This window comes from Candidatus Dedyshia acidiphila (assembly GCF_051025295.1).
Classification (GTDB): Bacteria; Acidobacteriota; Terriglobia; order Terriglobales; family Acidobacteriaceae; genus KBS-83.
In genome coordinates, this window is the sequence record NZ_JBMGJV010000028.1 from 12,506 (window position 1) to 35,857 (window position 23,352).

16 protein-coding genes and 1 tRNA gene are annotated in these 23,352 nt (G+C 64.1%); 5 read left to right on the plus strand and 12 right to left on the minus strand.

The annotated features are described in order from the left end of the window. Window positions 1-6: 6 nt before the first annotated feature. Window positions 7-3,123 (plus strand): multidrug efflux RND transporter permease subunit, encoded by a 3,117-nt coding sequence (locus tag AC5IJH_RS12345; RefSeq protein ID WP_491903129.1) that lies wholly within the window; start codon window positions 7-9, stop codon window positions 3,121-3,123. A 64-nt stretch (window positions 3,124-3,187) separates the two neighbouring features. Here the strand turns inward: AC5IJH_RS12345 and glgP are convergent, their stop codons facing one another. From glgP to AC5IJH_RS12360, 3 genes are all read right to left on the minus strand, one after another. Further along, window positions 3,188-4,960, minus strand: coding sequence for an alpha-glucan family phosphorylase (glgP, locus tag AC5IJH_RS12350; RefSeq protein WP_491903130.1), 1,773 nt, complete (start codon window positions 4,958-4,960; stop codon window positions 3,188-3,190). A 374-nt stretch (window positions 4,961-5,334) separates the two neighbouring features. Beyond that, window positions 5,335-6,636 carry a DUF2130 domain-containing protein gene (locus AC5IJH_RS12355; RefSeq protein WP_491903131.1) on the minus strand — a complete coding sequence of 434 codons (1,302 nt, stop codon included), beginning with the start codon at window positions 6,634-6,636 and terminating at the stop codon, window positions 5,335-5,337. Window positions 6,637-6,668: 32 nt separating this feature from the next. Next, the gene (locus tag AC5IJH_RS12360; protein WP_491903132.1) at window positions 6,669-7,970 is read right to left on the minus strand and encodes a glycosyltransferase; all 1,302 of its coding nucleotides are present in this window, start codon (window positions 7,968-7,970) and stop codon (window positions 6,669-6,671) included. Window positions 7,971-8,126: 156 nt separating this feature from the next. On the opposite strand from AC5IJH_RS12360, the gene hemL reads away from it, so the two are divergent. Further along, on the plus strand, window positions 8,127-9,449 hold the full coding sequence (gene hemL / locus AC5IJH_RS12365) for a glutamate-1-semialdehyde 2,1-aminomutase (protein WP_491903133.1): 1,323 nt from the start codon (window positions 8,127-8,129) through the stop codon (window positions 9,447-9,449). A 31-nt stretch (window positions 9,450-9,480) separates the two neighbouring features. Here the strand turns inward: hemL and AC5IJH_RS12370 are convergent, their stop codons facing one another. From AC5IJH_RS12370 to AC5IJH_RS12380, 3 genes are all read right to left on the minus strand, one after another. Further along, window positions 9,481-10,095 carry a nitroreductase family protein gene (locus AC5IJH_RS12370; protein WP_491903134.1) on the minus strand — a complete coding sequence of 205 codons (615 nt, stop codon included), beginning with the start codon at window positions 10,093-10,095 and terminating at the stop codon, window positions 9,481-9,483. 30 nt (window positions 10,096-10,125) lie between these two features. Next, on the minus strand, window positions 10,126-11,298 hold the full coding sequence (locus AC5IJH_RS12375; RefSeq protein ID WP_491903135.1) for a glycoside hydrolase family 5 protein: 1,173 nt from the start codon (window positions 11,296-11,298) through the stop codon (window positions 10,126-10,128). A 70-nt stretch (window positions 11,299-11,368) separates the two neighbouring features. Beyond that, window positions 11,369-11,905, minus strand: a complete 537-nt coding sequence (locus tag AC5IJH_RS12380) for a 2'-5' RNA ligase family protein (protein ID WP_491903136.1) — start codon at window positions 11,903-11,905, stop codon at window positions 11,369-11,371. A 74-nt stretch (window positions 11,906-11,979) separates the two neighbouring features. On the opposite strand from AC5IJH_RS12380, the gene AC5IJH_RS12385 reads away from it, so the two are divergent. Together AC5IJH_RS12385 and AC5IJH_RS12390 are read left to right on the plus strand one after the other, a co-directional pair. Beyond that, window positions 11,980-12,387: a Fur family transcriptional regulator gene (locus AC5IJH_RS12385; protein ID WP_491903137.1), complete on the plus strand. Its 408-nt coding sequence runs from the start codon at window positions 11,980-11,982 to the stop codon at window positions 12,385-12,387. A 17-nt stretch (window positions 12,388-12,404) separates the two neighbouring features. Beyond that, window positions 12,405-13,217 carry a ZIP family metal transporter gene (locus AC5IJH_RS12390; protein ID WP_491903138.1) on the plus strand — a complete coding sequence of 271 codons (813 nt, stop codon included), beginning with the start codon at window positions 12,405-12,407 and terminating at the stop codon, window positions 13,215-13,217. Here AC5IJH_RS12390 and AC5IJH_RS12395 read toward each other — a convergent pair. From AC5IJH_RS12395 to AC5IJH_RS12410, 4 genes are all read right to left on the minus strand, one after another. Beyond that, window positions 13,214-13,870: a cation diffusion facilitator family transporter gene (locus tag AC5IJH_RS12395; RefSeq protein WP_491903139.1), complete on the minus strand. Its 657-nt coding sequence runs from the start codon at window positions 13,868-13,870 to the stop codon at window positions 13,214-13,216. The genes AC5IJH_RS12390 and AC5IJH_RS12395 overlap by 4 nt on opposite strands. A gap of 52 nt (window positions 13,871-13,922) precedes the next feature. Beyond that, on the minus strand, window positions 13,923-16,532 hold the full coding sequence (locus tag AC5IJH_RS12400) for a TonB-dependent receptor (RefSeq protein ID WP_491903140.1): 2,610 nt from the start codon (window positions 16,530-16,532) through the stop codon (window positions 13,923-13,925). 65 nt (window positions 16,533-16,597) lie between these two features. Beyond that, the gene (locus AC5IJH_RS12405; RefSeq protein WP_491903141.1) at window positions 16,598-16,909 is read right to left on the minus strand and encodes a hypothetical protein; all 312 of its coding nucleotides are present in this window, start codon (window positions 16,907-16,909) and stop codon (window positions 16,598-16,600) included. A 112-nt stretch (window positions 16,910-17,021) separates the two neighbouring features. Beyond that, entirely contained in the window at window positions 17,022-19,475 is a 2,454-nt protein-coding gene (locus tag AC5IJH_RS12410) for an alpha-L-rhamnosidase-related protein (RefSeq protein ID WP_491903142.1), read from the minus strand. A gap of 126 nt (window positions 19,476-19,601) precedes the next feature. On the opposite strand from AC5IJH_RS12410, the gene AC5IJH_RS12415 reads away from it, so the two are divergent. Next, window positions 19,602-20,276 (plus strand): ROK family protein, encoded by a 675-nt coding sequence (locus AC5IJH_RS12415; RefSeq protein ID WP_491903143.1) that lies wholly within the window; start codon window positions 19,602-19,604, stop codon window positions 20,274-20,276. Window positions 20,277-20,481: 205 nt separating this feature from the next. On the opposite strand, the gene AC5IJH_RS12420 is transcribed toward AC5IJH_RS12415, so the two are convergent. Together AC5IJH_RS12420 and AC5IJH_RS12425 are read right to left on the minus strand one after the other, a co-directional pair. Continuing rightward, a tRNA-Phe gene (locus AC5IJH_RS12420) sits at window positions 20,482-20,556 on the minus strand. A 182-nt stretch (window positions 20,557-20,738) separates the two neighbouring features. After that, window positions 20,739-23,327, minus strand: a complete 2,589-nt coding sequence (locus tag AC5IJH_RS12425) for an amylo-alpha-1,6-glucosidase (protein ID WP_491903144.1) — start codon at window positions 23,325-23,327, stop codon at window positions 20,739-20,741. Between the last annotated feature and the right edge of the window lie 25 nt (window positions 23,328-23,352).

Sequence of the window (23,352 nt, forward strand, 5' to 3'; positions counted from 1 at the left end):
GATCGCATGCATCTCTCCGCACCCTTCATCCGCCGCCCCGTGGGCACCTCGCTGCTCAGCCTCGCGCTGCTGCTGGCCGGCGCAGTCGCGTATGCGCTGCTCCCCGTCTCATCGCTGCCCGAGGTCGACTTTCCGACGATCAACGTGCAGGCCAGCCTGCCCGGCGCCAGCCCCGAGACAGCTGCGTCCTCGCTTGCCACGCCATTGGAACGCCAGTTCGGCCGCATCGCCGGCGTGACAGAAATGACATCGTCGAGCACGCTCGGCGGCTCGAACATCACGCTGCAGTTCGACTTGAGTCGCGACATCAACGGAGCCGCGCGCGATGTGCAGGCCGCGATCAATGGGGCACGCGCGCAGTTGCCGGCGAACATGCCGCAGAATCCGCACTTCTATAAAGCGAATCCTGCGGACGCGCCGATCATGATCCTCGCGCTCACTTCAAACGTCCTCAGCCGGCCCGAAATGTTCGACGCCGCGGACTCGGTGCTGCAACAGAAGATCTCGCAGGTGCCGGGCGTGGGTCAGAGCTTCGTCGGCGGGGGCGCCAGCCCCGCGGTCCGTGTCGAGGCCAACCCGCTGCAGTTGAGCGCGTACGGCATCGGGCTCGAATCGCTGCGCGCGACGCTTGGCGCGGTCAACCAGAACATGGCGACCGGCTACTTCCGCAACAACCGCCGCATCAGCGACATTCGGACCAACGATCAGCTCTTTCACGCGAGCGCCTATGCGCCGCTGGTCGTCGGCTACAACCAGCAGACCGGCGCTGCGGTGCGCCTGCAGGACATCGCGCAAGTCGTGGACTCCAGCTCAAACCTGTACACCTCGGGCCTGGTGAACGGGAAAGACGCCGTCCTGATCATCATTTTCAAGATTGCCGGCGCGAACGTGATCGAGACGGTCGATCGCGTCAAGGCGGCACTGCCTTCGCTCGAGGCATCGGTCTCGCCACTCATCCACACCAGCATCGTGCTCGACCGCACCACCACGATCCGTGCCGCGGTTCGCGACGTGGAGATCACGCTGTTGATCTCGATCGTTCTGGTCATCGTCGTGGTCTTTGTGTTCCTGCGGGATCTTTGGGCGACCATCATCCCCAGCGTCGCCGTGCCGCTCTCGCTGGTCGGCACGTTTGGCGTGATGTACCTGCTCGGCTACACGCTCGACAATCTCTCGCTGATGGCCCTCACCATCTCCACTGGTTTCGTGGTCGACGATGCGATTGTCGTACTCGAGAACATCACCCGCTATCTAGAGCAGGGCCTGACACCGGTGGACGCAGCGCTCAAGGGTTCGCGCGAGATCGGCTTTACCGTGCTCTCGATGAGCACATCGCTCATCGCCGTCTTCATCCCCATCCTGTTGATGGGTGGGATCGTGGGCCGTCTCTTCCGCGAGTTCGCCGTCACGCTCTCGGTCGCGATTGCCGTCTCGCTGGTCGTCTCTCTGACGACGACACCCATGATGTGCGCGCGATTCCTGAAGCCACACAACCCGAGCACGCGCAGCGGGTGGTACCTGCTCGGCGAGCGCATGTTCAATCGCCTGCTCGCCTCCTACGAACGCGGCCTGCGCTGGGTGCTGCGCCACCAGAACGTCACCCTGCTGATCGCGGTTGCGACGCTCGCGCTGAATATCTATCTGTTCATCATCGTGCCCAAGGGCTTCTTCCCGCAGCAGGACGCGGGCCGGATGGGTGGCGCGGCGCGCGCATCTCAGGACATCTCCTTCGCCTCCATGGCAGTGAAGCAGGAGCAGCTGGCGAACATCGTCAAGCAGGATCCGGCGGTCGATTACGTGATGGCGTTTGCGGGCAGCGGCGGTGGTGGCGCCACGACCAATGTCGGTCGCATGTTCGTCTCGCTCAAGCCGCTCAGCGACCGTCATGCGACAGCGGACCAGGTGATCAATCGGCTGCGCCCCAAGCTCTCGCACATCCCTGGCGTGCAGCTCTTCCTGCAGGCAGCGCAGGAAATTTCCGTCGGTGGACGAGCCAGCGATGCGCAGTACCAGTACACCCTGCAGGATCCCAATCTAGACGAGCTGAACGCGTGGGCGCCGCGTCTGCTGGGCAGGATGCGCACCATGCCGGAGCTACGGGACGCCTCAACGGATCAGCAGGAGAACGGGCTGGAGGCGCGGCTGGTGATTGACCGTGACAGCGCCGCACGCCTTGGCGTGACCGCGCAGGCCATCGACAACGTGCTCTACGACGCCTTCGGTCAGCGCCAGGTTTCGACCATGTACACGGGGTTGAATCAGTACTACGTCGTGATGGAGGTCGACCCCAAGTTCCAGCGCGATCCGGACGCGCTCGACAACATCTACGTGCGCTCGAGTAACAGCACGAACGTTCCGCTCTCCGCGATCTCGCATTTTGAACGCCGTCGCACGGCACTCGCGGTGAACCACTCGGGCCAGTACCCGTCCATCACGCTGACCTTCAACCTGGCGCCCGGCATCGCTCTCGGCCAGGCAGTTACGGCGCTTGAAAAGGCCAAGCAGGAGATGCAGTTCCCGAGCACCGTGCAGGCGGCCTTCTCCGGCACCGCGCAGGCCTTCCAGTCGTCACTTTCGAGTGAGCCGCTGCTGATCGCGTTTGCGCTCGGCACGGTCTACATCGTGCTGGGTGTGCTTTATGAGAGCTTCGTGCACCCGATCACGATTCTTTCCACGCTGCCCTCCGCTGGCGTCGGCGCGCTACTGGCGCTGCTGCTGACGCATACAGAGCTCAGCGTCATCGCGCTGATCGGCATCATCCTGCTGATCGGCATCGTGAAGAAGAACGCCATTATGATGATCGACTTCGCGCTCTCGGCCGAACGCGTGGATGGCCGTTCGCCCGAAGAGGCGATCTACGAAGCGTGCATCCTGCGTTTTCGCCCCATCATGATGACCACGATGGCCGCGCTCCTGGGTGGTCTGCCGCTGGCACTGGGAACCGGCACGGGTTCCGAACTGCGCCGCCCGCTCGGCATCACGATCGTGGGCGGCCTGATCGTCTCGCAGATGCTGACGCTGTTCACCACGCCGGTGGTCTACCTGGTTTTCGATCGCCTGCGTCTTGCGTTCATTCCGGGCCACAAGGATCGCCTGCTCACGGCCGAGCAGGCCGGCGACTAACGCAAGCTACTGCAATGAGAGAGGCGACGCCGAAGCGCCGCCCTCTGGTGTTGCAGGATCAGGCTTAGCGAGCGAACGACTGCTCCAGAACGTCCGCCGCGTAGCTGGCCTTCTTCTCCGGGTAGTAGGCGTTCGAGACGTACTGCTCGAGCATGCGCTGCGTGTTGAAGAACGATCCGTTCATAGCGATCGTGGTCTGCATCAGCTTTCGCCAGCCGGCCGGGTCCTTGTAGTAGAGGGGCAGGATCTTCTCTTCGAGCTTTCCGTAGAGGCTGGCTGCTTCCTCTTCCGGCGTGTCGCGATCCTCGATCGCCCATCCGGTGACACCCTCGATGCAGCCCTCAATCCACCAGCCATCGAGCACGCTGAGACTGGGGACGCCATTCAGTGCTGCCTTCATCCCGCTGGTGCCGGACGCCTCGTATGGCCGCTGCGGATTGTTCAACCATAGATCAACGCCGCCGGTGAGCAGCGCGCCCAGCCGCCACTCGTAATCCTGCAGGTAGAGGATGCTGAGGTGCTCGGACGCAAGCTCCTGCGCCGCGGCAAAGATGTGCCGAATGATGCTCTTGCCCGGCTCATCCGCGGGATGAGCCTTGCCGCCGTAGAGGATCTGAAGGCCGCCATGCTCGTCGGCGAGCCGTGCCAGCCGGTGCGCATCGGTGAACAGCAGATCGCCGCGTTTGTACGTTGCGACACGCCGCGCGAACCCGATCGTGAAGACGTCCTCGCGCATGGCCACACCGGTGCGCTTTTCAACTTCGCTCAGCAGGATGCGCTTGCCGTCGGCGTGAGCTGCGGCGATCTCCTCCGCCGGAATGTCGATTGCGTAGCGCAGGTGCATGTTGTCCTCGCGCCAGCGGGGCAGGTGCTTGTCGAACGAGGCCTGCATCGCGGGAGCGGTCCACGTTGCGGCATGAACGCCATTGGTGATCGCGGTGATCTCGTACTCGGGGAACATGGCACGGCTGACCTTGCCATGTTGCATGGCGACGCCGTTGACAAAGCGCGACAGGCGAAGCGCGATGTAGGTCAGGTTGACCATGCCCTCATGACAGCCACCGATGCGCTCAATCAGCTGTGTCGGCTCTGTGCCGAGGATGCGATAGGACTGCTCCAGGCTGAATCGATCGTGGCCGGCGGGCACCGGCGTATGCGTGGTGAAGACGCACTGCTGGCGAACCCGGACCAGGTCGAGGTCGCTCGCGCTGCTCAGGGAGGCCCCTGCGACGGCCTTCTCCACCGCGGCGATTGTCAGCAGCGCAGCGTGACCTTCGTTCATGTGATAGACGCTGATGTCGTGCCCCAATGCCTCGAGCATGCGGTAGCCGCCGATGCCGAGCACAATCTCCTGCGCGAGCCGGTAATTCGAGTCGCCGCCATAGAGGCAGTCAGTCAGCTTGCGATCCTCGGGCGAATTGCCCTCGATGTCGGTATCCAGCATGTAGATCGGAATGGTGTGGCCAGTCACACCTTCGAGGTCGTACCGCCAGGCGCGCACTTGCACCGGCCGGCCTTCGATGGTGACCACCACCTGCGGCTCTTCCACCACGAGCCGCTCTTCGGGACTCCACGGCTGACTCTGCTCCACCTGTTGCCCGTTCGGCTCGAGCACCTGCTTGAAGTAGCCCTTGCGATGCGCCAGCGTCACCGCGGCCAGGTTCAGGCCGAGATCTGCAGCCGAGCGCAGCGTATCGCCTGCCAGCACCCCAAGACCGCCGCTGTACGTCGGCATGCTGGGCTCGATGGCGATCTCCATCGAGTAGTAGCCGACCATGCCCTCGGCTGGGATCGGCCGCGCCGATGGCAAACCGTTCGTTTTAGACTTATCGTTCATCGCAGAGATAACTCCCCCTCAGCCGCGTTACCGGCATCCGGCCGGCAAACGGTTCCCACGTTCGTTTCATGTGCACATATGCAAGCGATTACGTGCATTGCAGACGAGCCAGCAGAGCCCGCTTCCGCACATATTTCAGTTTTGGAAGTGGGCGTATTGTAGCAATCGTTCAAGCGCGAAAGATATTCCTCAACCCTGCGACTTCCGTAGCAGGCAAACGTTCCATCCCTGTCAAACACTCCTGAACGGCCGCCTCATCACGAATCGGCGACTGGCCCAGGGGCGCGGGACAGACATTGGGCCGTGAGATGCAGCGCCGTTTGGGAGGGTGTTGTCTCTCCCCTGACCCAATCCTGATGCGCAGGTCAGGTTGCCTAGGCGTTTTCCTCAGGGAGTAGCTTCAGTTGTGGTTCGAGTGCGTCGATGGCGTCCACGGTCCGGCCTGCAATCGCCTGCAGGTCACCATTGATCCCCTCCGTTGCCTTCAGCACCAGCTCCAGCTGCTTCTCACGCTTCGCCCACTGGCGCTCGATGAACTTGCGCTCGGCATCGAGGTCCGCGCGCATGTCAGTGAACTTCTCGGCGATCGTTTCCACGCGATGGCGGAACTGCGGCCCCGTCAGGTAGCTGTAGACCTGCTGCGCTTTGGTCTGCTCACCCTGGCTGGTGCGCCTCGCCCGCGCAAGTTCCATCAGCGCCTGTCGCAGCGCCACGGCAACGGGCAGCGTGCATCCCAGGCTGCTGACCCAGATACCTTCCATGTGATCAAAGAGAGTGACCTCCTTCGGCATGGTCTGGGTGACCAGAACGGCGAGCTCCGCTCCCGCTGCGCGCTGATCGCCGCGAAGCTTCGGCAGCCACCCGTCGGACCAGTTGCGTGTGCGCTTGAACTCCCACAGAATTTGCCCGCAGCTCTGTCCGCCGGTATCCTTCACCGTCTGCAGCAGGTCGCCCCCGAACTCGCCTTTCGGTACCGGCACGATCTCGTCCATAGGGAAGCGCTGACGCAGCAGCTGCTCCGTCTGGACTTCGAGCACTTCACCCTGCGCCTGCTGCGAGCCCTGCTCCGCCTTCCGCTTTAGCTCGTCAATCTGCCGGCGCAGGCCCTGGATGGCTTCGTCTTTGTCCTGCACCTTGAGGCGCATCTGCTCTTCTGTTTCCTGCCGCGCGCGCTGCCGGACCACCTCGAGCTCCTGCTGTACCTGGCGCTCCACCTGCAGCTTTAGCTCGCGGCGCTCGTCCTCAAGTGCACGCTGCCGGCGCAGGAAGTCAGCCTCCTGCTCCTGTGCGGCACGGAGCTTCTGGTCCATGGTCTGTAGCCGCTGCTGCTGCTCTTTCAGCTCGCGCGACTGCCGATCCAGGTCGGCGGCGACATTCTGGCGCGCCCGCTCCGCTTCGGTCGCGATAAGCTGCCGGCGCTCTGCGTCGAGCCGCGTCCGCAGCTGCTCCGCTATGCGGCGTTCCGCCTCCGCCGCCTGCCGCTCGAGCGCCGCGGCGCGCTCTGCCACGTCCTGCTCGCGCCCGGCAAGGGCGGCCTGCTGCTCTCGCATCTGCTGCTGATACTTTCGCTCCACCGCCGCAATCATGGGCGCTGCCAGCGACTCGGTCACCTTCACTTCGTACCCGCACTGCGGGCACGGCGTCGTCGGTTCGCCGACTGTCTGCACTTTGGACATCTGCACATCACCTCTTTGGCCCTTGTTGCTGTTCATCTCACTTTTGGCGGCGTGTTGCCCTCCGCGTGCTTGCGCGCCAGTGCCTCGATCGCACGGCTGGCGTGCGCCAGTCCGTTCTCGTGGCGCAGTTGCTCGCCCACTTCGGCCGCCCTGGCTGCGAACCGGGGGTGGCCCAGGATGCGGCGAATACGCCGGGCTGCGCGCTCAGCCGTGTAGTCCTGTCGGCGGATCACGCCCGCCACCCCCAGCCGCCGCATGCGTCGTGCGTTGTCGGGTTGGTCGTGACTATAGGGCATCACCAGCATAGGCCGGCCGGCATGCATGGCCTGCGCCGTAGTTCCCACACCACCCTGGTGCACGATGAGTGACGCGCGCGGGAACAGCTTCGAGTACGGCGCATATGGTGCCAGGCACAGATCGGGCGATTCGAAACCGGGACGGTTTCTTGGATCGTTGCCGATCAGCAACACTGCCCTCACTCCCGCGATGCGCGCGGCACGAGCACTCTCCTGGTAGAACGGACCGGCATCGAGCACTGCCGCCGACCCTAATGTGAACACGACTGGCGGCTCGCCCGCGGCCAGGAATCGCTCCACTTCGGCAGGCAGCTCCTGCTTGCCAGCGTCGCCGTCGTAGAAGACGAAGCCCGTGATCTGGGTGTGAGGCGGCCAGTCCGGTTGCGGCCGACCCAGCAGTGGCGAGAAGAGCGCCAACACCAGGTCCGGCGCATGCTTCGCTTCGAAGAGCACGTTGGCTCCGCGGTCCAGCCCTAGCTCCCTCCGCAGTTGATACACCGGCTCCGCCCAGCGCCGGGTCACCCAGCGCGCGAAGCGGGCGACGGCGTGGCCCGTGGCCGGTACGGCACTTTGCAGCCGAGCGAGCGCCGGATAGGGCGGCAGCACCGGCGCATCGTGGGCCGAGAAGAAGGACAGCGGCGCGAGCACATAACTGGCCCACGGAACCCCCGTAACCTCCGCCACGACAGGCGCCTGGTAGGTCAGCTCACCAGCGAGCAGCAGGTCCGCGCCACCATCCGCTGTGACCGCGGCGAGAAGTTCTTCATAGCTCTGCCGGATGGCCGGGAAGAGGATCTCGCGCAACGTGCGCTCAGTCCCCTTGTGAATATCCATTAGCATGGCGACCTGCTGCGGATCATCCGGGCGCAGTGTGGGTCCGACCTTGACGAACGACAACCCGAGCGGCTCGATCTTCGGCCGGAAGATTTCCGGTACGGCCAGCACCGGCTCATGCCCCCGCGCCCGCAACTCCAGCGCAATGGCGATCAGCGGATGCAGATCGCCAAGCGTGCCGAACGTGGTGAGAACGATGCGCACGGGGTCTAGGAGCAGCTTACCGGAGCCGCAGTCCCGCACTGCCCTGTGAAGAACGCAGCGCCGGATGTGCAACGTGCGTCCGTCCATCTCTGGTCGGATGGGCGCGTTGCGACGTTCGCGTTACTCGCATCTATCCCGGGTTTCTATACTGAAGCTATGCGTACCCTCACTCGTTCCCGGCAGTTGCAGCAGCGGGCCGAACGTCTTCTGCCTGGAGGCGTCGATTCACCTGTTCGCGCGTTTCGCGCTGTTGGCGGCGATCCGCCCTTTGTCGTTCGCGCGGAGGGCGCCTCGCTGTGGGACGCCGATGGCAATCGCTATCTAGACTACTTCGGCTCCTGGGGGCCGATGATCCTGGGCCACGCCTATCCTCCCGTCGTCGAGGCCATCCAGCAGTCAGCCACGCGGTCCTCCAGCTTCGGCGCATCCACGCCCGCCGAAGCCGACCTGGCTGAACTCATCGTGCGTGCGGTGCCCTCCATGGAGCGGCTGCGCTTCGTCTCCTCCGGCACAGAGGCGACGATGTCGGCGATCCGGCTCGCCCGCGCCTTCACCGGCCGCAAGTACATCATCAAATTCGAGGGCTGCTACCACGGTCATGCCGACGGCTTACTGGTGAAGGCTGGCTCGGGCGTCGCCACCTTCGGCATTCCAGGCTCGGCCGGCGTGCCGGAGGAGATTGCGCACTTTACCTTGGCGCTGCCCTACAACAATCTTTCCGTGGTCGAGGCCGCCTTCGCCGCGCGCCCCGACGAGATTGCCGCCATCATCCTCGAGCCGGTGGCCGGCAACATGGGCTGCGTCGCGCCTCAGCCTGGCTACCTCGAAGGTCTTCGCGAACTCACCGAGCGTGCTGGCGCGGTGCTGATCTTTGATGAAGTGATGACCGGCTTCCGCGTGGCGCATGGCGGCGTGCAGCAGCTCCATGGCATCCGACCGGACCTGACCTGCCTGGGCAAGATCATCGGGGGCGGGCTGCCCTGCGGTGCGTTCGGTGGCCGCGCGGAGATCATGGAGATGCTCGCGCCACTTGGCCCGGTCTACCAAGCCGGCACGCTGAGTGGTAATCCGCTGGCGATGGCCGCGGGTTTCGCGACGCTGTCGCATCTTGAGGCGCATCGGGATGAGGTTTACGGGCAGCTCGAAGCAGCCAGTCGCGGTGTCGCGGAGGGTGTCCGCGCGGTGCTCTCCGAGGCCGGCCTGCCGGTGACGACGAACCGCGTCGGAGCGATGTGGACGTGGTTCTTCACCGCCGAGCCGGTGGTTGACTTCGCTTCGGCGGCCACCTCAGACACTGCACGCTTTGGTGTCTTCCATCGCGCCATGCTCGATCAGGGTGTGTGGCTGCCGCCTTCGCAGTTCGAGGCAGCTTTCCTGGGCACGGCGCACACGCCGGAGGTGATTGACGCAACCGTGAGGGCAGCGCGCGCCGCCGTGGCCACGCTCCACTTGGGAACCGAAGCCGCAACAACCCGTTGAAATGGCGGCGCGCGGGGGCGCCGCGCACGGGCTACAGGGCTGGCTTCTCCCATTCGCCGAAGACGATCTCCTTCAGGTCCTTGCGTTGCCGCGGCGCCACCTCCTGCGTGCGCATCTGCTCCGGCAGCGAGTCGGGATTGCCGAGGTAGCCGATCGCGATCACGGCCACCGTGTCGAAGTCGTCCGGGATGTGCAGGCTCTGCTTCGCCTTCGCATGATCGAAGCCGGCCATCGAGTGCGCATGCAGACCGAGAGCCGTGAGTTGCGCCGTCAGGTTGGCTGAGGCTGCGCCCACGTCGTGCCAGGCATGCAGATTCACTTCGCCGCTGTGCGAGAAATGCTTGCGCGCCACCGAAATCACCAGGATGGGTGCGGACTTGGCCCACATTTGGTTGAAGCCGATGAGGCTTTCGAAGATTGCCTGGTACACCGGATCGCCGCGATGCCCCACAACAAATCGCCACGGCTGCTCGTTGTACGAGGAGGCAGCCCAACGCGCTGCTTCGAAGGCACGCTTCAGATCCTCTGCCGGCACAGGCCGATCCGCGAAGGCCCGCGGACTCCAGCGATGCAGAATCGGCTCGATCATGCCGGACACACCGGGCGCGTGCTTCAGGCTTTCCAGGCTCTCTGCGGATTGCGACATAGAAACTCTCCTCGATCAGGTGTTATCGAACTATCGACCGGTTGTTGGATTCAGCGAAGCGGCGGACGATGCAGCCGCGGAAGGCGCGGGCAGTCCAAGAGCAATGGCGACGGCAGGATCGGGAGCTTTCTGGCCGTCTTTCGTTTCGATGACGGCAAAACTGCCCTGGTAGTCCCACACCGCCCAGCCGATCCCGTAATGCTCGAGCGCAGTGCGTGTATCGCGCAGCCAGGCTGCCCGCATTGCCGGGTCCGCGTACATCTTGTACACCCCGAACTCGCCGCAGTAGACGGGCACGCGATGCTGATGCGACCATCGATCCGCGAAGCTCAACTCGGCATCAATACGCGCCGCATCCCAGTGGTTCAGGCCGTACTCATCGAGCCAGTGCTGATCGAGCAGCGTCGGTTCCTGCGAGAGGCTGCCTGCGATCGCTTCTGTCGATGACGGATACGGAACGCGCCGAAGCGGGCGCACCTGCGTGCTGGTCCATGTCGCGCCCTGATGCGTGAACGGGAACGGTTCGTAATCGTGAAATGTGTAAATCACATTCGGATCATCGACCGGCTCCATCGCGAGCAGGTCGGTCAACCCGGAGTAGCGGGCGGCGGTTGCGATAATGGTGTGGCGCGGGGCAGCCTGCCGGATGGCTGTGATGGCCGGCGTCTCGACCCGCGTCCAGGACGCGGCATCAGTGAACTCAGGTTCGTTCAGCACCTCGAAGAGAACGCGTTCAGGATCACTCGACGCAAAATGCGTAGCCAGCGCCCTCCACAATTGCGCAAAGCACGCAGCCTCGGTCTCATTGGTTCGCAGGCGCTCCTTGAAGCTGTCGCTGGGGTGCAAATCCACGATCACGCGCAACTGGTTCTGGAGCATCGTGCTGATCGCCCGATCAAGTTCGGCGACGAACGGCGCATTCAGAGTGACTGCGTTCGCGGTCGAACCGCGCATCAGTTCGTCTCCATCGATGCTGAGCCTCACATGATCGAAGCCCATCCGGTGCATCAGGGCGATGTCCGTCGCCGTCGTGTAGCTGCGCAACCGCGACGGCGAGTAGTCGTGCGCCTGCGCAAACCACATGCTCGCGTTGACGCCGCGGCGCAGCGAGTGAGCGCGAGCGAATGCCGGGGAATCGGACGGCGACTGCGCGGACAGTGAGCCGGCCAGGAGCAGGATCGGGAGAGCAGGGAAGATCCGCATGTCTGCCCTTGTACCAGAGTTGACGGCCACGTGCAGGCGCTCGAGTCTGGCATCTCCGAGACCTTAAAAGCTAGGCAAACGGAACGGTGTGCACGGCCTCCCAGGGACCGCCCAGGTAGCGCCACAGCCTCAGCCCCGTGCCCGTGCAGGAGAACGGGGTAAAGGCGGCCGCGAGTTCCGCATACAAGGCACGGGCGGCCTGCGGCTCGGCCTTGTTCTGGATCACGATGTGCGGTCGTATTCCCTGCCGGTCTTGCGGAGTGAGCCACGTCTGCCAGGTCTGCTGGAGCCCTCGGTGCAGCTTCATCAGCGGCGAGGAGTCGATTGCGTAGGCAACACCTCGGCCGAGCCGCATGAGCCCGGTTACGTGCAGCAATAGCGGCGGCTGACGCGCAGCTTCGCCGAGGGTGGCGAGGATGCTTGCTTCTTCGGCCCCGGGTAACGCATGAAAGAGGCTGAGGTGCGCCGGGATGAAGTTTCGCTCCGGCGGGAAGTAACGTTCTCGCATGAGGTCGAAGTGCCGTTGCGCGGCCTCATCCAGAGCCAGCGTGACGATGAGAGGAGCGCGATCGCCTGCATCGCACGTATTTTGCCGCAGGCTGCTCATAGCAAATTTGTATCGCAGCTCACTGGAGGCGCCCAGTAGTCATGCAATTGATTGCTCGATATCATGAAGGGAGCATGGCTCATCCCGTCCCACGCAACACGCGCCAGAAGCAAGCTATCCGAGAGGCCTTCCTCGAGGCGGACCGGCCACTCTCGCCGGACGAAGCCCTTTCGGCCGCGCAGCGCCGCCACGAGGCGCTCGGGATCGCCACTATCTATCGCAACATCAAGGCTCTCGTTGACGAGGGCTGGCTGGAGACGGTTTCTGTCCCCGGCGAGGCGACACGCTACGAAGTAGCCGGCAAGGCGCACCACCACCACTTTCACTGCCGTACCTGCGGCAGGATGTACGAGCTGGGCGCCTGCCGAGGCACAGTTTTGCCCCGGGCTCCGCGTGGCTTCCGTGTCAGCGGGCACGAGCTGATGCTGTTCGGAAGCTGCGACCGCTGTGCGGGGCGGCGCTCAACGCGGATCACACGATAATGAGTATGCGGTAACCCATGCACGCTGCCCTGCTCATCGACGCGCTCCTTGCGGTCTTCGCCCTTGAAGCGGCGGCGATGCTGGCTGCGTGGCTCTTGCGTCGGCGGGAAGAGGCGCTCACCGCGTTCCTGCCCTACCTGGTCAGCGTGGCCACGGGCCTGCTGCTGGCGACGGCGCTGTTGCACCTTCTCCCCGAAGCGGTCGCCTCGCTTGGCAACACGCCGCGGCTCTGGATCTTGTTGACGGGCTGCATCCTCGGCCTGTTTGCGATTGAGCAGCTCGTCTCCACGATGGTCGAGAGCGATGATCACGCGCAGCTTCCCGCCACGGCGGTGATGCCGGTGCATTCGCATGGTCATGATCACGGCACGCATTTGCATGCATTGCGTCCGGCCAGCCTGATCGTCGCCAGTGGCCTGCACAGCTTTCTTGACGGTGTCTCGGTCGCCGCTGCATTCGCTGCGGGACCGCAGGTGGGCTGGATTACAGCGCTCGCCGTCAGCCTGCATGAAGTGCCGCACCGGGTTGGCGATTTTGCCGTGCTGCTGCAGGCCGGGTATCGCGCCGTGCCGGCGTTCCGGATGGCAGTGCTGCCCTCGCTCGGCGCATTGCTCGGCGTCGCACTCGTCGCAGTCTTCGGGGCCGGGGGTGGACACGCTGTGTATTGGCTGCTGCCCATCAGCGCTGCCAGCTTTCTTTACATTGCATGTACGAACCTGCTGCCGGAACTGCGTCACACGCGCGGCCGCGCCGCGATTGCTCTCCAGATGCTCTGCCTGTTTGGTGGCGCAGTCTTGGTTGCGCTGCTTGCCGGAATTCCCGGCGCTTAACTCGGCAGCGAGTTCTGGCAGGTGCTGCTGGTGCAACCGCAGCTCTTGCCTTGGAACGCGCGCACACCCTCCCGGACCAGCAACGGCACCAGTACCAGCGCGGCGATCTCGTCGGCGATCGCGATATGCAGCCAGCGGCTGGCCGCCAGCCCAAGCAGCACGATGAGCGCCTGCAACGCGCAGAAGTCTGCCTGGCGCGAATCCGCAAAGAGCGCATCACTGTCGAGCAGTGCAGCAGTACGCCGCTTCGCCCGCGCCAGCACGGGCATCACGAGGACGGCGGACATCGTCACCACGATGCCCAGCAGGTTTGGCGAGGTACTCGCGCCCGATCGCAGTGCGATCATGGCGCCAAGGGTGACATAGATGGCTAGCATCAGCAGGCAGACCGCGGCGATCCGCAGGCTGATCCGCTCTGCACGTGCCTGTTGCGCTGGGTCTGCCCGGTGCTGTAGGCGCCACAGCAGAGCGCATGCGGAGATCAACTCAATGAGGCTGTCCAGCCCGAACGCAGCCAGCGAAAGCGCATGTGCCTGCCACGCGCTCCACAGCCCGAGTGCTGCTTCGGCCGCCGCCCACGCGATCGTGATCTGCTCCAAACTGCGGCCACGCTCGATGAGGCTCGTTCTGTCAATCAGGCTTGCCGTGGACATTGGTCGCACCCGCTCGTGCTGTCATCAGACTACGCCTTGCGCATAACTCCGCTCAGAAGACGAATTCCAGCTGGCCGGTGACGGTCCTTGGCGAGACGAAATGCGTTCCGCTGAACGTGGACAGGAAGTTATAGAGCGCGTACTGATTCGTCAGGTTCACGACAGAGACGTTGGCGTTCACGCGATAGCGCTCCGTGTGAAACAGATTGTCGTATCCCGCCAGCGCGTCGAACGTGTTTCGTGGCTGCACGCGCGGTGGATTGTGATCGTCGTTCTCTTTGCCGGGAGCAGGGATCTTCACCAGCGGAGATGACAACTGGTTGGCAGGGCAGGAGGTCAACGGTGCCGCGAACGTGGCGCGCACCGTTCCGCAGGTGACGTCGATCTGCTGCTGCTGGTCGGGTGTCAGGTAGGTCAGGTCGACCTGGTAACCCGGTGCACTGGGATCGGCAGTCCTGGCGAACGGAACGCGTCCTGCCACGAGCCCGCTCTCGTATGTCCAGTTCAGCCCGAGCAGCGGTCCGCGACCGGTCGTCTTCTGATACTGAATGTGTGACGTTTGCTGGAATGCCTGGTCATGATCGATGCGGAAGGGTGCGCCGGAAAGCGGTGTGTTCGGATTGTTGAACAGGATGCCGCCGACCTCCGGACCGAAGAAGCGCGACCGTGTGTGGCCGAGCACGGTGTAGGCGGAGATCCCGTGCACCGGCGTCAGATTCACGCGCACTGCCAGACCGTCGATCTTGGACTTGCGCCACTGGACGGGGAAGGACAGTGGCGTGTTGAACAGGACGTCGAAGTCGTAGTCGCGATCCGTGTACTTCCAGAAATAGTCGGCCTGCACCGCGATCTTCGGGCCGATCGACTGCTCGAATCCTGCAGAGAAGTGATGCCGCCGCCCCGGTTTTAGCGTGCTCTCGCCGAAGGCGCCGAATACATTCTGCGCCAGGCCGCCTGTTCCTGTGGTGCTTGAGAGGATCAGGTTTTCGTTGTAGGGCGTCAGGAAGAACTTGCCGTAAGAGCCGCGAAGCACCGTGTTGGTGCGCTCGATGCGATAGGACGCCCCAGCCCGCGGCTCCACCATGGAGCGGCTGACGATGCCGTTGTAGTTGTCTGCGCGCACCCCGCCAGAGAGCAGCCAGCCGCCGAAATGTATCTGGTCCTCCACATAGATGGCTTCCTGCTTGATGTCCGTCGTGTGATTGAACTGGAACAACTGGCCGCCGCGCGTCAGGTCATAAGCAGAGAGGTTGGGCAGGTAGCCCGGATTCGGCATCAGCGGCGGACTGCATACCGTCACCCCGGGATCGCCATCGGCCGTACCGTCCGCGTTCAGGCACGGCGCGTTGTACGCCGGATCGGTAATACCAAGGGAGAAGCTCTCCGAGAGCGGCGTCTGATACACGTTTGCGCCGATCTTCAGGTTGTGAATGCCGCGCGCGTAGGTGAAGTCTTCCTTGATGCCGAAATTCGTCAGCCGGCGCGATTGGCGCAGCGTTGCCGGCCGGTCGGCGAACACATCGCTCGACGGGTAGTAGTGCACCTGGTCCTGCCGCACATAGACGTTCGAACTCAGCAGTGCTGCTGAATTGAAGATGTGGGTCCAGAACGCAGAGGTGTTGAAGCTCTTGATCTCGTTGCGCTGATCCTGGCCAAGTGCCTGCTGATCGTACTGATTCGGTGTCTGCGCCCAGGAGCGTGAGAGGCTGATGTCGAAATGAAAGCTGTCTGTTGCGGATCCCTGCGCGTCGAACCGTTCGAACACGTTCTCCACATTCCCGCGGTCATGGAACGGCACGAACTCTGCTGAGTCGAGAAAGCGTCCGCTGTTCACGACATCGATGCTGGTGAAGCTGCCAAATTGCGCGGAGCCCACGCCAAGGCTGCCGCCGCCACTGCTGGTCCCGAAGCTCCCATAGCTGCCGTAGAGATTTCCGTGCAGCTTCTGCGCCAGTCCCGACTTCGTCGTGGTCTGCACGACGAGGCTCGCCTTGTCCCCGTATTCGGCCGGCGGCACACCACTGATCACGTTCATGCTGCTGATCGAGCTGAGTGCGATCTGGTTGGAGAACTGGCGGCTCTGCTGATCGGAGATCGGCTGCCCGTCCACGCTGAACTGCACATCCTGGTGCTCGCCTTGCGCGTGGATGATCCCGTTAGAATCCTGCGCGATCCCAGGCGTTGCGAGTGTCAGTAACGAACTCACGGCTCCGTTGGTGTTCTGGTAAGGGATCGTGCCGAGCGCATTGGCATCGAGGTCGGTGTGCGCTGTTGGCGTGTTGCTCACGACATCCTCAGCGCCCGCATCGACGTTCACGGTCTGCACCGAGCTTGAGACGGTGAGTTGTGGACTCAGGCTGACCGGCACCGCGGAGCGCACGCTCGCGTCCGCTGTCATGGCACTAAAACCCGGAGCGGTCACGGTCACGTGATAGCTACCGAATGGAACGTCGTCGAAGCTGAAGCCGCCGGTCGCGTTTGTCGTCGTCTGGCGGTTCAGTCCGCTGACCGGATTGGTGATGCTGACGATCGCCCCGGCGATGACGTTGCCCTGCGGGTCTGTCACCGTTCCGGTGACGGAGCCGTAGATAGTCTGAGCAACGGCAGCGGCCGTCAATAGTAGAGCGGGAGCCCAACGGGCGAGATTACGACTGGCTGACACGAAAGCCTCCAAAAGCGAATGGTCCGGAAGGCTGCAGCGCAGTGCGCGGCAGCGGAGGACATGGGCTATCGGAAGGCGGGTGGAGGACGAGTGGTGGGGAGCGCCAACAGCTGCGGACTGCCGCGCGTGGGCGCGTTGGCGCCAATCAGCAGCAGGACATGCATCATCACCAGCAGGTCAACGATGGCCGCAATTGTCGCCGTGGTGTGGCCTAGGGCGCAGACTTGGCAGTGCGTCGCATGATCGCCATCGACGCCGGGGCCGTGGTGGTGCATGACCATGGCCGTGAAGAACGCGACCACGGCAAGACACAACGCGATCGCCATCACGCGCGCAAAGACGCTGCGTTTGATCGGGTTGAGGTTGGCAGGTCGCATGGCACTCAGGTGGGCGTGCTACCGGAGTGCTTACCGGTCGCCGCCACTTCGTTCAGTATGGGTGGATGCGGAGTGGTCAGTCAACGTGGTACAAGGGCCGGCCACCTTCCGGCTAAGGCTGCTTTCGCAGCTCCGGAACGTCGATCGTGGTCTCCCCCGGGCCCAGGGGCCGCGACATTCCTTGCCACACAAAGGTGCCCTGCAGGCCGGGCGGAAGCGTGATCTCCGCGTGCAAACCGTGCGACGCCGGCGCACCTGTGCGGCGGCAGTGCACGACGATGTCTCCCAGAGGGTGTGGGGCACGCGCGGTCACCTCTTTGAGCGATCCGAGTTCCGGCTCGACCAGCACCGTTGCATAGCCGGGGGACGCCGGCCGTACCCCCGCCACCAGTGTGATCAGGTCCGCAGTGGGATGCGCGCTCCACGCGTGCGAATCGGAGCGCGTGTCGCCGGGCTGCTCCGGCCAGGTGCTGAAACCGAGCCGCAGCAGCGACCGCCACGGACCGAGCGCGGCGACATATGCATCCGCCATGCCTGCATGCTCGAGTGCGCGCGCCAGATAGAAGCGGAAGTAGTAGCTGGCCGGGATCAGTCCCTCCTTGCCGGCCAGCAGGCGTCCCAGCACGGCCCCTTGCTGCTCCCGTGGGATGACGTCGTACAGCACGCCGAGGATGTTCGCGTGTTCGCTGAAGGCCGGTTCGTTCCCGTGGCTGTTGCCATTCGTGACAGGAGTATCCGCTAGTAACTGCCGCTTCGGCGACCAGCACTGTGCGAGTATTCCCTTCCGTAGCGCAGCAATGCGGCTGTCGTATTGCTGCGCTACTGCAGCATCGCCCATGGCGCGCTCCAGTGTGGCGGCATCGCCCAATGCACCGGTCAGCTCCAGGCTCAGTACGCAGGACTCGCCGTTCGCGCCCCAGCTTGGGATGTGCTCACCCTCCGGCACCCAGTCGACGAAGTTCCAGTACGGCGGCTCGCGGACCAGCCCATCCGGACCCTGACGGTGCGCAAACCACGCGAGCACATCACGCGTCCCCTGGAGATGTTCGCGGATCATTTCGTGGTCCGGGCGATACCAGTACAGATCGTGCAGCATGCCGATCCAGTAAAGCGAGAACGGCGGAATCACCTGCTGAACCGTGCTTGGGTAGCGGCTCTGGGTCAGCCCCTCGGGGATGCGCGAGTTGGCAAACGCAGTGATCGCCTGCCGGGCCAGCCGGTCGTCGCCGGTCACAATGTAGGAGATCAGCGCCTGAATGCGCGTGTCGCCGACGTACTGGAGCTGCTCGTAGTAGGGCGTGTCCATGTACGTCTCGTGCGCATCGAGGCGCGCCGTGCGCCAGCCGATCTCCCAGATCCGCTGGAGCTGCGGATCATCGGACGTGAACTGTGCCTTCGCGACGAAGGGGTAGGTGCTTTCGTGCGCGGTCAAACGCTCGAGCGTCAGCGGCTCGTCAGCCGTCGTCACCTTGATCGATAGATAGCGCCAGGTGCGCCACCACAGCGGCTCGAAGCTCCGGTCGCGGCCAACGTCGGGCGCGATCTCGTCGTAGAGACCGATGGCCTGGCGCTGACCAACTTCATCGCGGTTGCCCTTCTTCAGGTGCTCGTCGTAGAGCGCCTCTGCGTACGTCATCCGCACATGCGAGCCGCGTCCGCCCGCGAAGTGCAGCTCCGGATACGCGGTGGTCAGCGTCTTGCGGTCGAGCAGAATCTCCACGCTCATATGCGCCGGGATCGTGATCGGCCGCGCCGGAAAGCCAGACGCGTCTGCTTGCGCAGGCTCAGTGCGGATGACCTCGCCAGCCGTTATATCGATGTACGTCATTGCAGGCAGTGGATCGGGGACCAGACGCCATGGGATGTTCGCCTGGTCCTTCTCGAGCGCTGCGCGCGCGGAACCAGGGCCCTCGTCCTCGCGGATGGCAGAGGCGGCCGGCACCCACGTAAGCTGCGGATCGTGCCCTGTCTGCCAGCCCCAGCCGTAATTTGCGGCGTTGAGCGACTCGCCCGGACTCATCGCCATGTAATCGTGACGACCGTCATCGCGACGCGGGATGGGTGTCACGCCCGGCTCGACCGCAACCGACCATGTCGCATTCGTATCGGCCGCAGCTTCCTTTTCCGTGTCCCCCTGCACGAGGAACGCCGTCCGGTCGGAAATATGCGCAATCGCCGAATAGACACCGAAGTTCCATACGGTCGCGCTCAGTTGGTTCTCCCCGGCGTGCAGGGCGGGCGCCAGGTCGAAGGTCTGATAGCGCCAGTGGGCGAGGTCGCTTGCCGCCGGCCCTGTGCCGATACGTGTGCCATTCACCTGGAGCATGAAGCGGCGGTCTCCGCTGACGTGCACGATGTAGTGCTCCTGCCGAGCGGGCAGCGTGATCGTCTTGCGGAAGTGCAGCACCAGCGGCTCACGCAGTGGTGCGGTCGGGTGCGAGATCCAGAGTGCGGACCAGTGCTGTGGTCCCGGCTGCGACCCGGATTGCCATCCTGGCTGTGCCATAGCCAACCGGATGCATGCCATCAGCAGGGCGATCATCAGCGAGGAAGTGCGACGCGGCACAGGGACCTCCATTGACGGGGCAAACCCCGGCAACGCCCGATCTTACGGGAACCTGCAGCGGGCGATGTATATATGGATCGGTCTGTCAGCAGCGGGGCGGAACAAGTACCAGCGCGGAGGGAAAGCATGAACATCCTGGGTGTGGACATCGGCGGCACCAACCTGAAGTTCCGCTCGCAGCGGCAATCGGAGGTCGTCAAAGTGCCTTCTGGCCCGCGCATGACACCCGAGATGATGATGAAGGCGCTGCAAGAGCACACGGCCGGCTGGAATTACGATCGCGTATCGATAGGCTTTCCCGGTCCCGTCATCCATGATCGTCCGCTGCTCGAGCCGCACAATCTTGGCAAGGGCTGGGTGCGCTTCGATTTCAAGAAGGCCTTCGGCAACAAGCCCCTGAAGCTGTTGAACGACGCGGCGATGCAGGCTGTGGGCAGTTACACGGGTGGCCGCATGCTTTATCTCGGGCTCGGCACCGGCCTCGGGTCCGCCATGATCGTCGACGGCTCCGTGCAGGCGATGGAACTCGCGCATCTGCCATGGAAGAAGCACAAGAGCTACGAAGACTACCTGGGCAAAGCGGGCCTGAAGCGTTACGGGCGCAAGGCTTGGGAGAAGAATGTGCTGAAGGTCGTGGAGTTGATGTCGCACGCCATGGAGACGGATTGGGTCGTGCTTGGCGGCGGCAATGCGAAGCTTGTGCGCAATCTGCCGCCCAATGTCAGCCTGGGCTCCAACGACAACGCCTTCAAAGGCGCCTTCATGCTCTGGGAGAATGAGAAGACGATTAGCGCGAAGTGATCGGACCTGGCCGGATACCGTCGTGGTCAGCACAGGATCTGCATAGCAAAGCTGACGGAAGACGGGTGCAGTGCCACCGGCCTCGAACACTGCATCGAGTCGGTGCGCAGCGTTATCGAGACGATCCACTCCTCGAGCGCCTTCTGGATCGACGCACTCCAGTTGGGACGCCGGCCGATGTCTGCGTAGTTCGCTGCTTCAAGAGTGGTGGCCAGGGACGGGATCGAACCGCCGACGCCGGCCTTTTCAGGGCCGCGCTCTACCACTGAGCTACCTGGCCAACGCGCGCCACGAGTGCGGGCTGGAAGTGCTGTTCACGCTTTCCGGTCGGAGTGCCGATCGCGGTGGCCGCACCCCATCACCAAAAGGGCGCATGCGCACGCATCAGGCGAGCGAAACAACTGCCTGAGTATAACAACCGCTTCCGATTCGGCCAAATGCTGCGGCTGCGCAGACGAACGACTACCAGCGCAGCGTCACCTGCTGCTTCACGTAGCCATTCGCATCCGCCGGACCCGCCGAGAAATGCACCTCAAGCTTTCCCTCGCGCAGCGACCCGCCATCGGCCGTGACCCGCTCACGACGATCCCGCTGTCGCAGGAACAGGTGATCCGTGGTGCCAGCGGGAGCCGCCAGCTGAAGCGTCAGCGTACGCGCTTCCGCTTTCTGGCTGAGCACCTTCATCATCGCCGTGCGCGACCCCGGCAAGGGCAGCGCACCATCCGCACCGTAGTCGAGCCCCACCTCCACGGCGGGCCCGGGAATCCGAAGACTTGTACCATCGCCGCTCGCCTTCGCACCCGCTGCGTTGCTCTTCAGCGTAATCTTTCCACCGGCTCCGGGCTCTGCCTTCGCCGTGATCAGCCACCCCTCCGCCGTGCGCTCATACGTCAGGTCAATCATGGCGTCGCCCACGTGGACGTGGTGCAGCGTCGCATGCTCCCACTGCGCCGGCAGGTGCGGATCGATTGTGATGCTGTGATCCAGTGCATCGGGCGATATGCCAAACAGCCCCCGCACGGCAGGGATAATCACCATGGCCGACGACCAGAGCTGATGCGTGGTGCTGCGCCCCATCGGGACGAAGAAGTCGCCGCTCAGCAACTCCGTCACCGCACCCAGATCCTGCGCCGTCGTCAGGTTTGCTGTCTGCATCAGGTGCGCATAGCCGGACAGGGTGTGCCCGGTGCGGTATTCCGCGACCGTCGTCCACCCGGTGAACAGCGGCCACACTGAACCCTGGTGGTAGCTGATCGGGTCGTAGATCGCCTCGTGATTGCCGACGTCGCGTGTACCCCAGTCGGTCGAGAACTCGGCGGAGGCCCACCGCGCAAACATCGCTTCCGACTGCGGCAGGCTGGCGTGCCCATCCCACCACGCGACCGTTGGGTAGATGGTCGCCGTGTGATCCAGGCCCTCACCCGCGTTGTAGCTGAACGCATCCATGTCGTCCTGCTGTGTGTATTCTGCCGGGATTTTTGCCGCGATTGCCTTCTCGCGTCCCGCTGCCTGCGTGGCGAGGTCTGTCTTCTTCAGCAGCGCACTCAGCCGGCTCATCGCACCGCTCGCCTGCTGATCCAGCAGCGCGAGATAGATCTCCTGGTGCGGCATCTTGGGGATCCAACTCTCGACCCACCCAGTGCCCTGCGAGTTGTCGTAGATGCCGTCTCCATCCGTGTCGTGCGTGCGCTCGAACTCCCACGCCTTCGCGACCGCGTCCCAGTGCTCGTTCAGGAACGCGACATCGCCACTCGCGTGGACGTAGTCCTCCATCCCCATCAGGAAAAGCGGTGTCGAGTCAGCCGCCGCATACTCGTACGGGGTCGAGGCCCAGTCCACCAACTCGGCTGTCTGCGAAAACTCGTGCGGCATCTTGCCGTCCGCACGCTGACGCGCGATCAGGAACTGAAGCTCGGCCCGGGTCAGCGCGAAGTCGCCATAACTGTCGATCGCGTCGATGGTGTACAGCGAGTCGCGCCCGAAGAACCACCCGAACCCCGGCCGGGCCGAGTCGCCCGACGAGTAGAAGCCCGCCACCAGCCCCAGCTCCTGGCCATGTCGCGCGCGCAGTTGATCGATGGCGACGGACGCCCAGCGAAAGTCATCGTTGAAGGCAGCATCCGGCGTATCGGCCGTCATGCGCGTGTCGAAGAAATGCGTGTAGTAGTCGGCCGTCTGCTGGTAGAGCGTCACCGCCTCGCGATTCTGCCGGGCCAGCGCTGCTTCGAGGTGGCGAAAGTCAGCAGCCTCGCGCGTGCGCCCCGCCGCCATCAGCAGCGGAAACGCCTTGCCACGATCGGTCTTGGGATCCCAGTGCAGCACGAGCTGCGTCGGGTAGAGCTTTGGCCGCTCCTGGTACGGCGGCAGGATGCCCGGCCGTGTCCCCGGCATCGCCACGGCGGCGGCCAGCTCCGGCCAGTCGGTGTGCAGCATGTACCAGCCCGGCGACTGCAGCGCCTGCTCCTCCGAGTGTTGCGGGTGTAGCGGCACCCATTCTGCATTCACCTCGCCGAACTGCGGCGCGGGCCACATCGGCTCCACCTGCGGATTGAAGCTGAAGGTCAGCGTCGTCGCACGATCGCTGTCCAGCGTAAACATCGCCATCAGCCCGGTCGTGCTCTCCTTCGGGTCCTGCGGTCCGCACTGCTCGGCAAACAGCGTCTCGCGCAGCGTGAACGCGATATGCGAAAACGTGATTGTGGTGTGATCGGGTTGGACGTCGATCTCCGCCGCATCTTCATTCAGGTCGATCGGCACGTCGTACCCCTCCACGCGCGCCTGAATGCGCAAGTGGCTCAGCAGCTTCACTGGAAATAGCCACGCTTCGAACTGCCCATCCTGCTGGCCGACGAACGTGCCGCACTCGCCAGCCACGGTGAATGGCTGAAGCGCCCGAGATGGCTGCGTCAGATGCAGCCCGTGCGGCTGCGGGGTCGTCAGCGGCTTTGGCATGTCCACCGCATGCAGCCAGTCGCCCTGCGCGTGGGCGGTCGCTGCCGAGCAAAGGCAAGCGAACGCCAGCAGCACCTGGCCTACACTGGAAACCATCATTCTCGAACGCACACCACACCCAGTC

Coding starts and splice junctions, on each gene's coding strand:
- AC5IJH_RS12345 (WP_491903129.1), top strand. CDS start 7: ATGCATCTCTCCGCACCCTTCATCCGCCGCCCCGTGGGCACCTCGCTG.
- glgP (WP_491903130.1), bottom strand. CDS start 4,960: ATGAACGATAAGTCTAAAACGAACGGTTTGCCATCGGCGCGGCCGATC.
- AC5IJH_RS12355 (WP_491903131.1), bottom strand. CDS start 6,636: ATGTCCAAAGTGCAGACAGTCGGCGAACCGACGACGCCGTGCCCGCAG.
- hemL (WP_491903133.1), top strand. CDS start 8,127: ATGCGTACCCTCACTCGTTCCCGGCAGTTGCAGCAGCGGGCCGAACGT.
- AC5IJH_RS12370 (WP_491903134.1), bottom strand. CDS start 10,095: ATGTCGCAATCCGCAGAGAGCCTGGAAAGCCTGAAGCACGCGCCCGGT.
- AC5IJH_RS12375 (WP_491903135.1), bottom strand. CDS start 11,298: ATGCGGATCTTCCCTGCTCTCCCGATCCTGCTCCTGGCCGGCTCACTG.
- AC5IJH_RS12380 (WP_491903136.1), bottom strand. CDS start 11,905: ATGAGCAGCCTGCGGCAAAATACGTGCGATGCAGGCGATCGCGCTCCT.
- AC5IJH_RS12385 (WP_491903137.1), top strand. CDS start 11,980: ATGGCTCATCCCGTCCCACGCAACACGCGCCAGAAGCAAGCTATCCGA.
- AC5IJH_RS12390 (WP_491903138.1), top strand. CDS start 12,405: ATGCACGCTGCCCTGCTCATCGACGCGCTCCTTGCGGTCTTCGCCCTT.
- AC5IJH_RS12395 (WP_491903139.1), bottom strand. CDS start 13,870: ATGTCCACGGCAAGCCTGATTGACAGAACGAGCCTCATCGAGCGTGGC.
- AC5IJH_RS12405 (WP_491903141.1), bottom strand. CDS start 16,909: ATGCGACCTGCCAACCTCAACCCGATCAAACGCAGCGTCTTTGCGCGC.
- AC5IJH_RS12415 (WP_491903143.1), top strand. CDS start 19,602: ATGAACATCCTGGGTGTGGACATCGGCGGCACCAACCTGAAGTTCCGC.
- AC5IJH_RS12425 (WP_491903144.1), bottom strand. CDS start 23,327: ATGATGGTTTCCAGTGTAGGCCAGGTGCTGCTGGCGTTCGCTTGCCTT.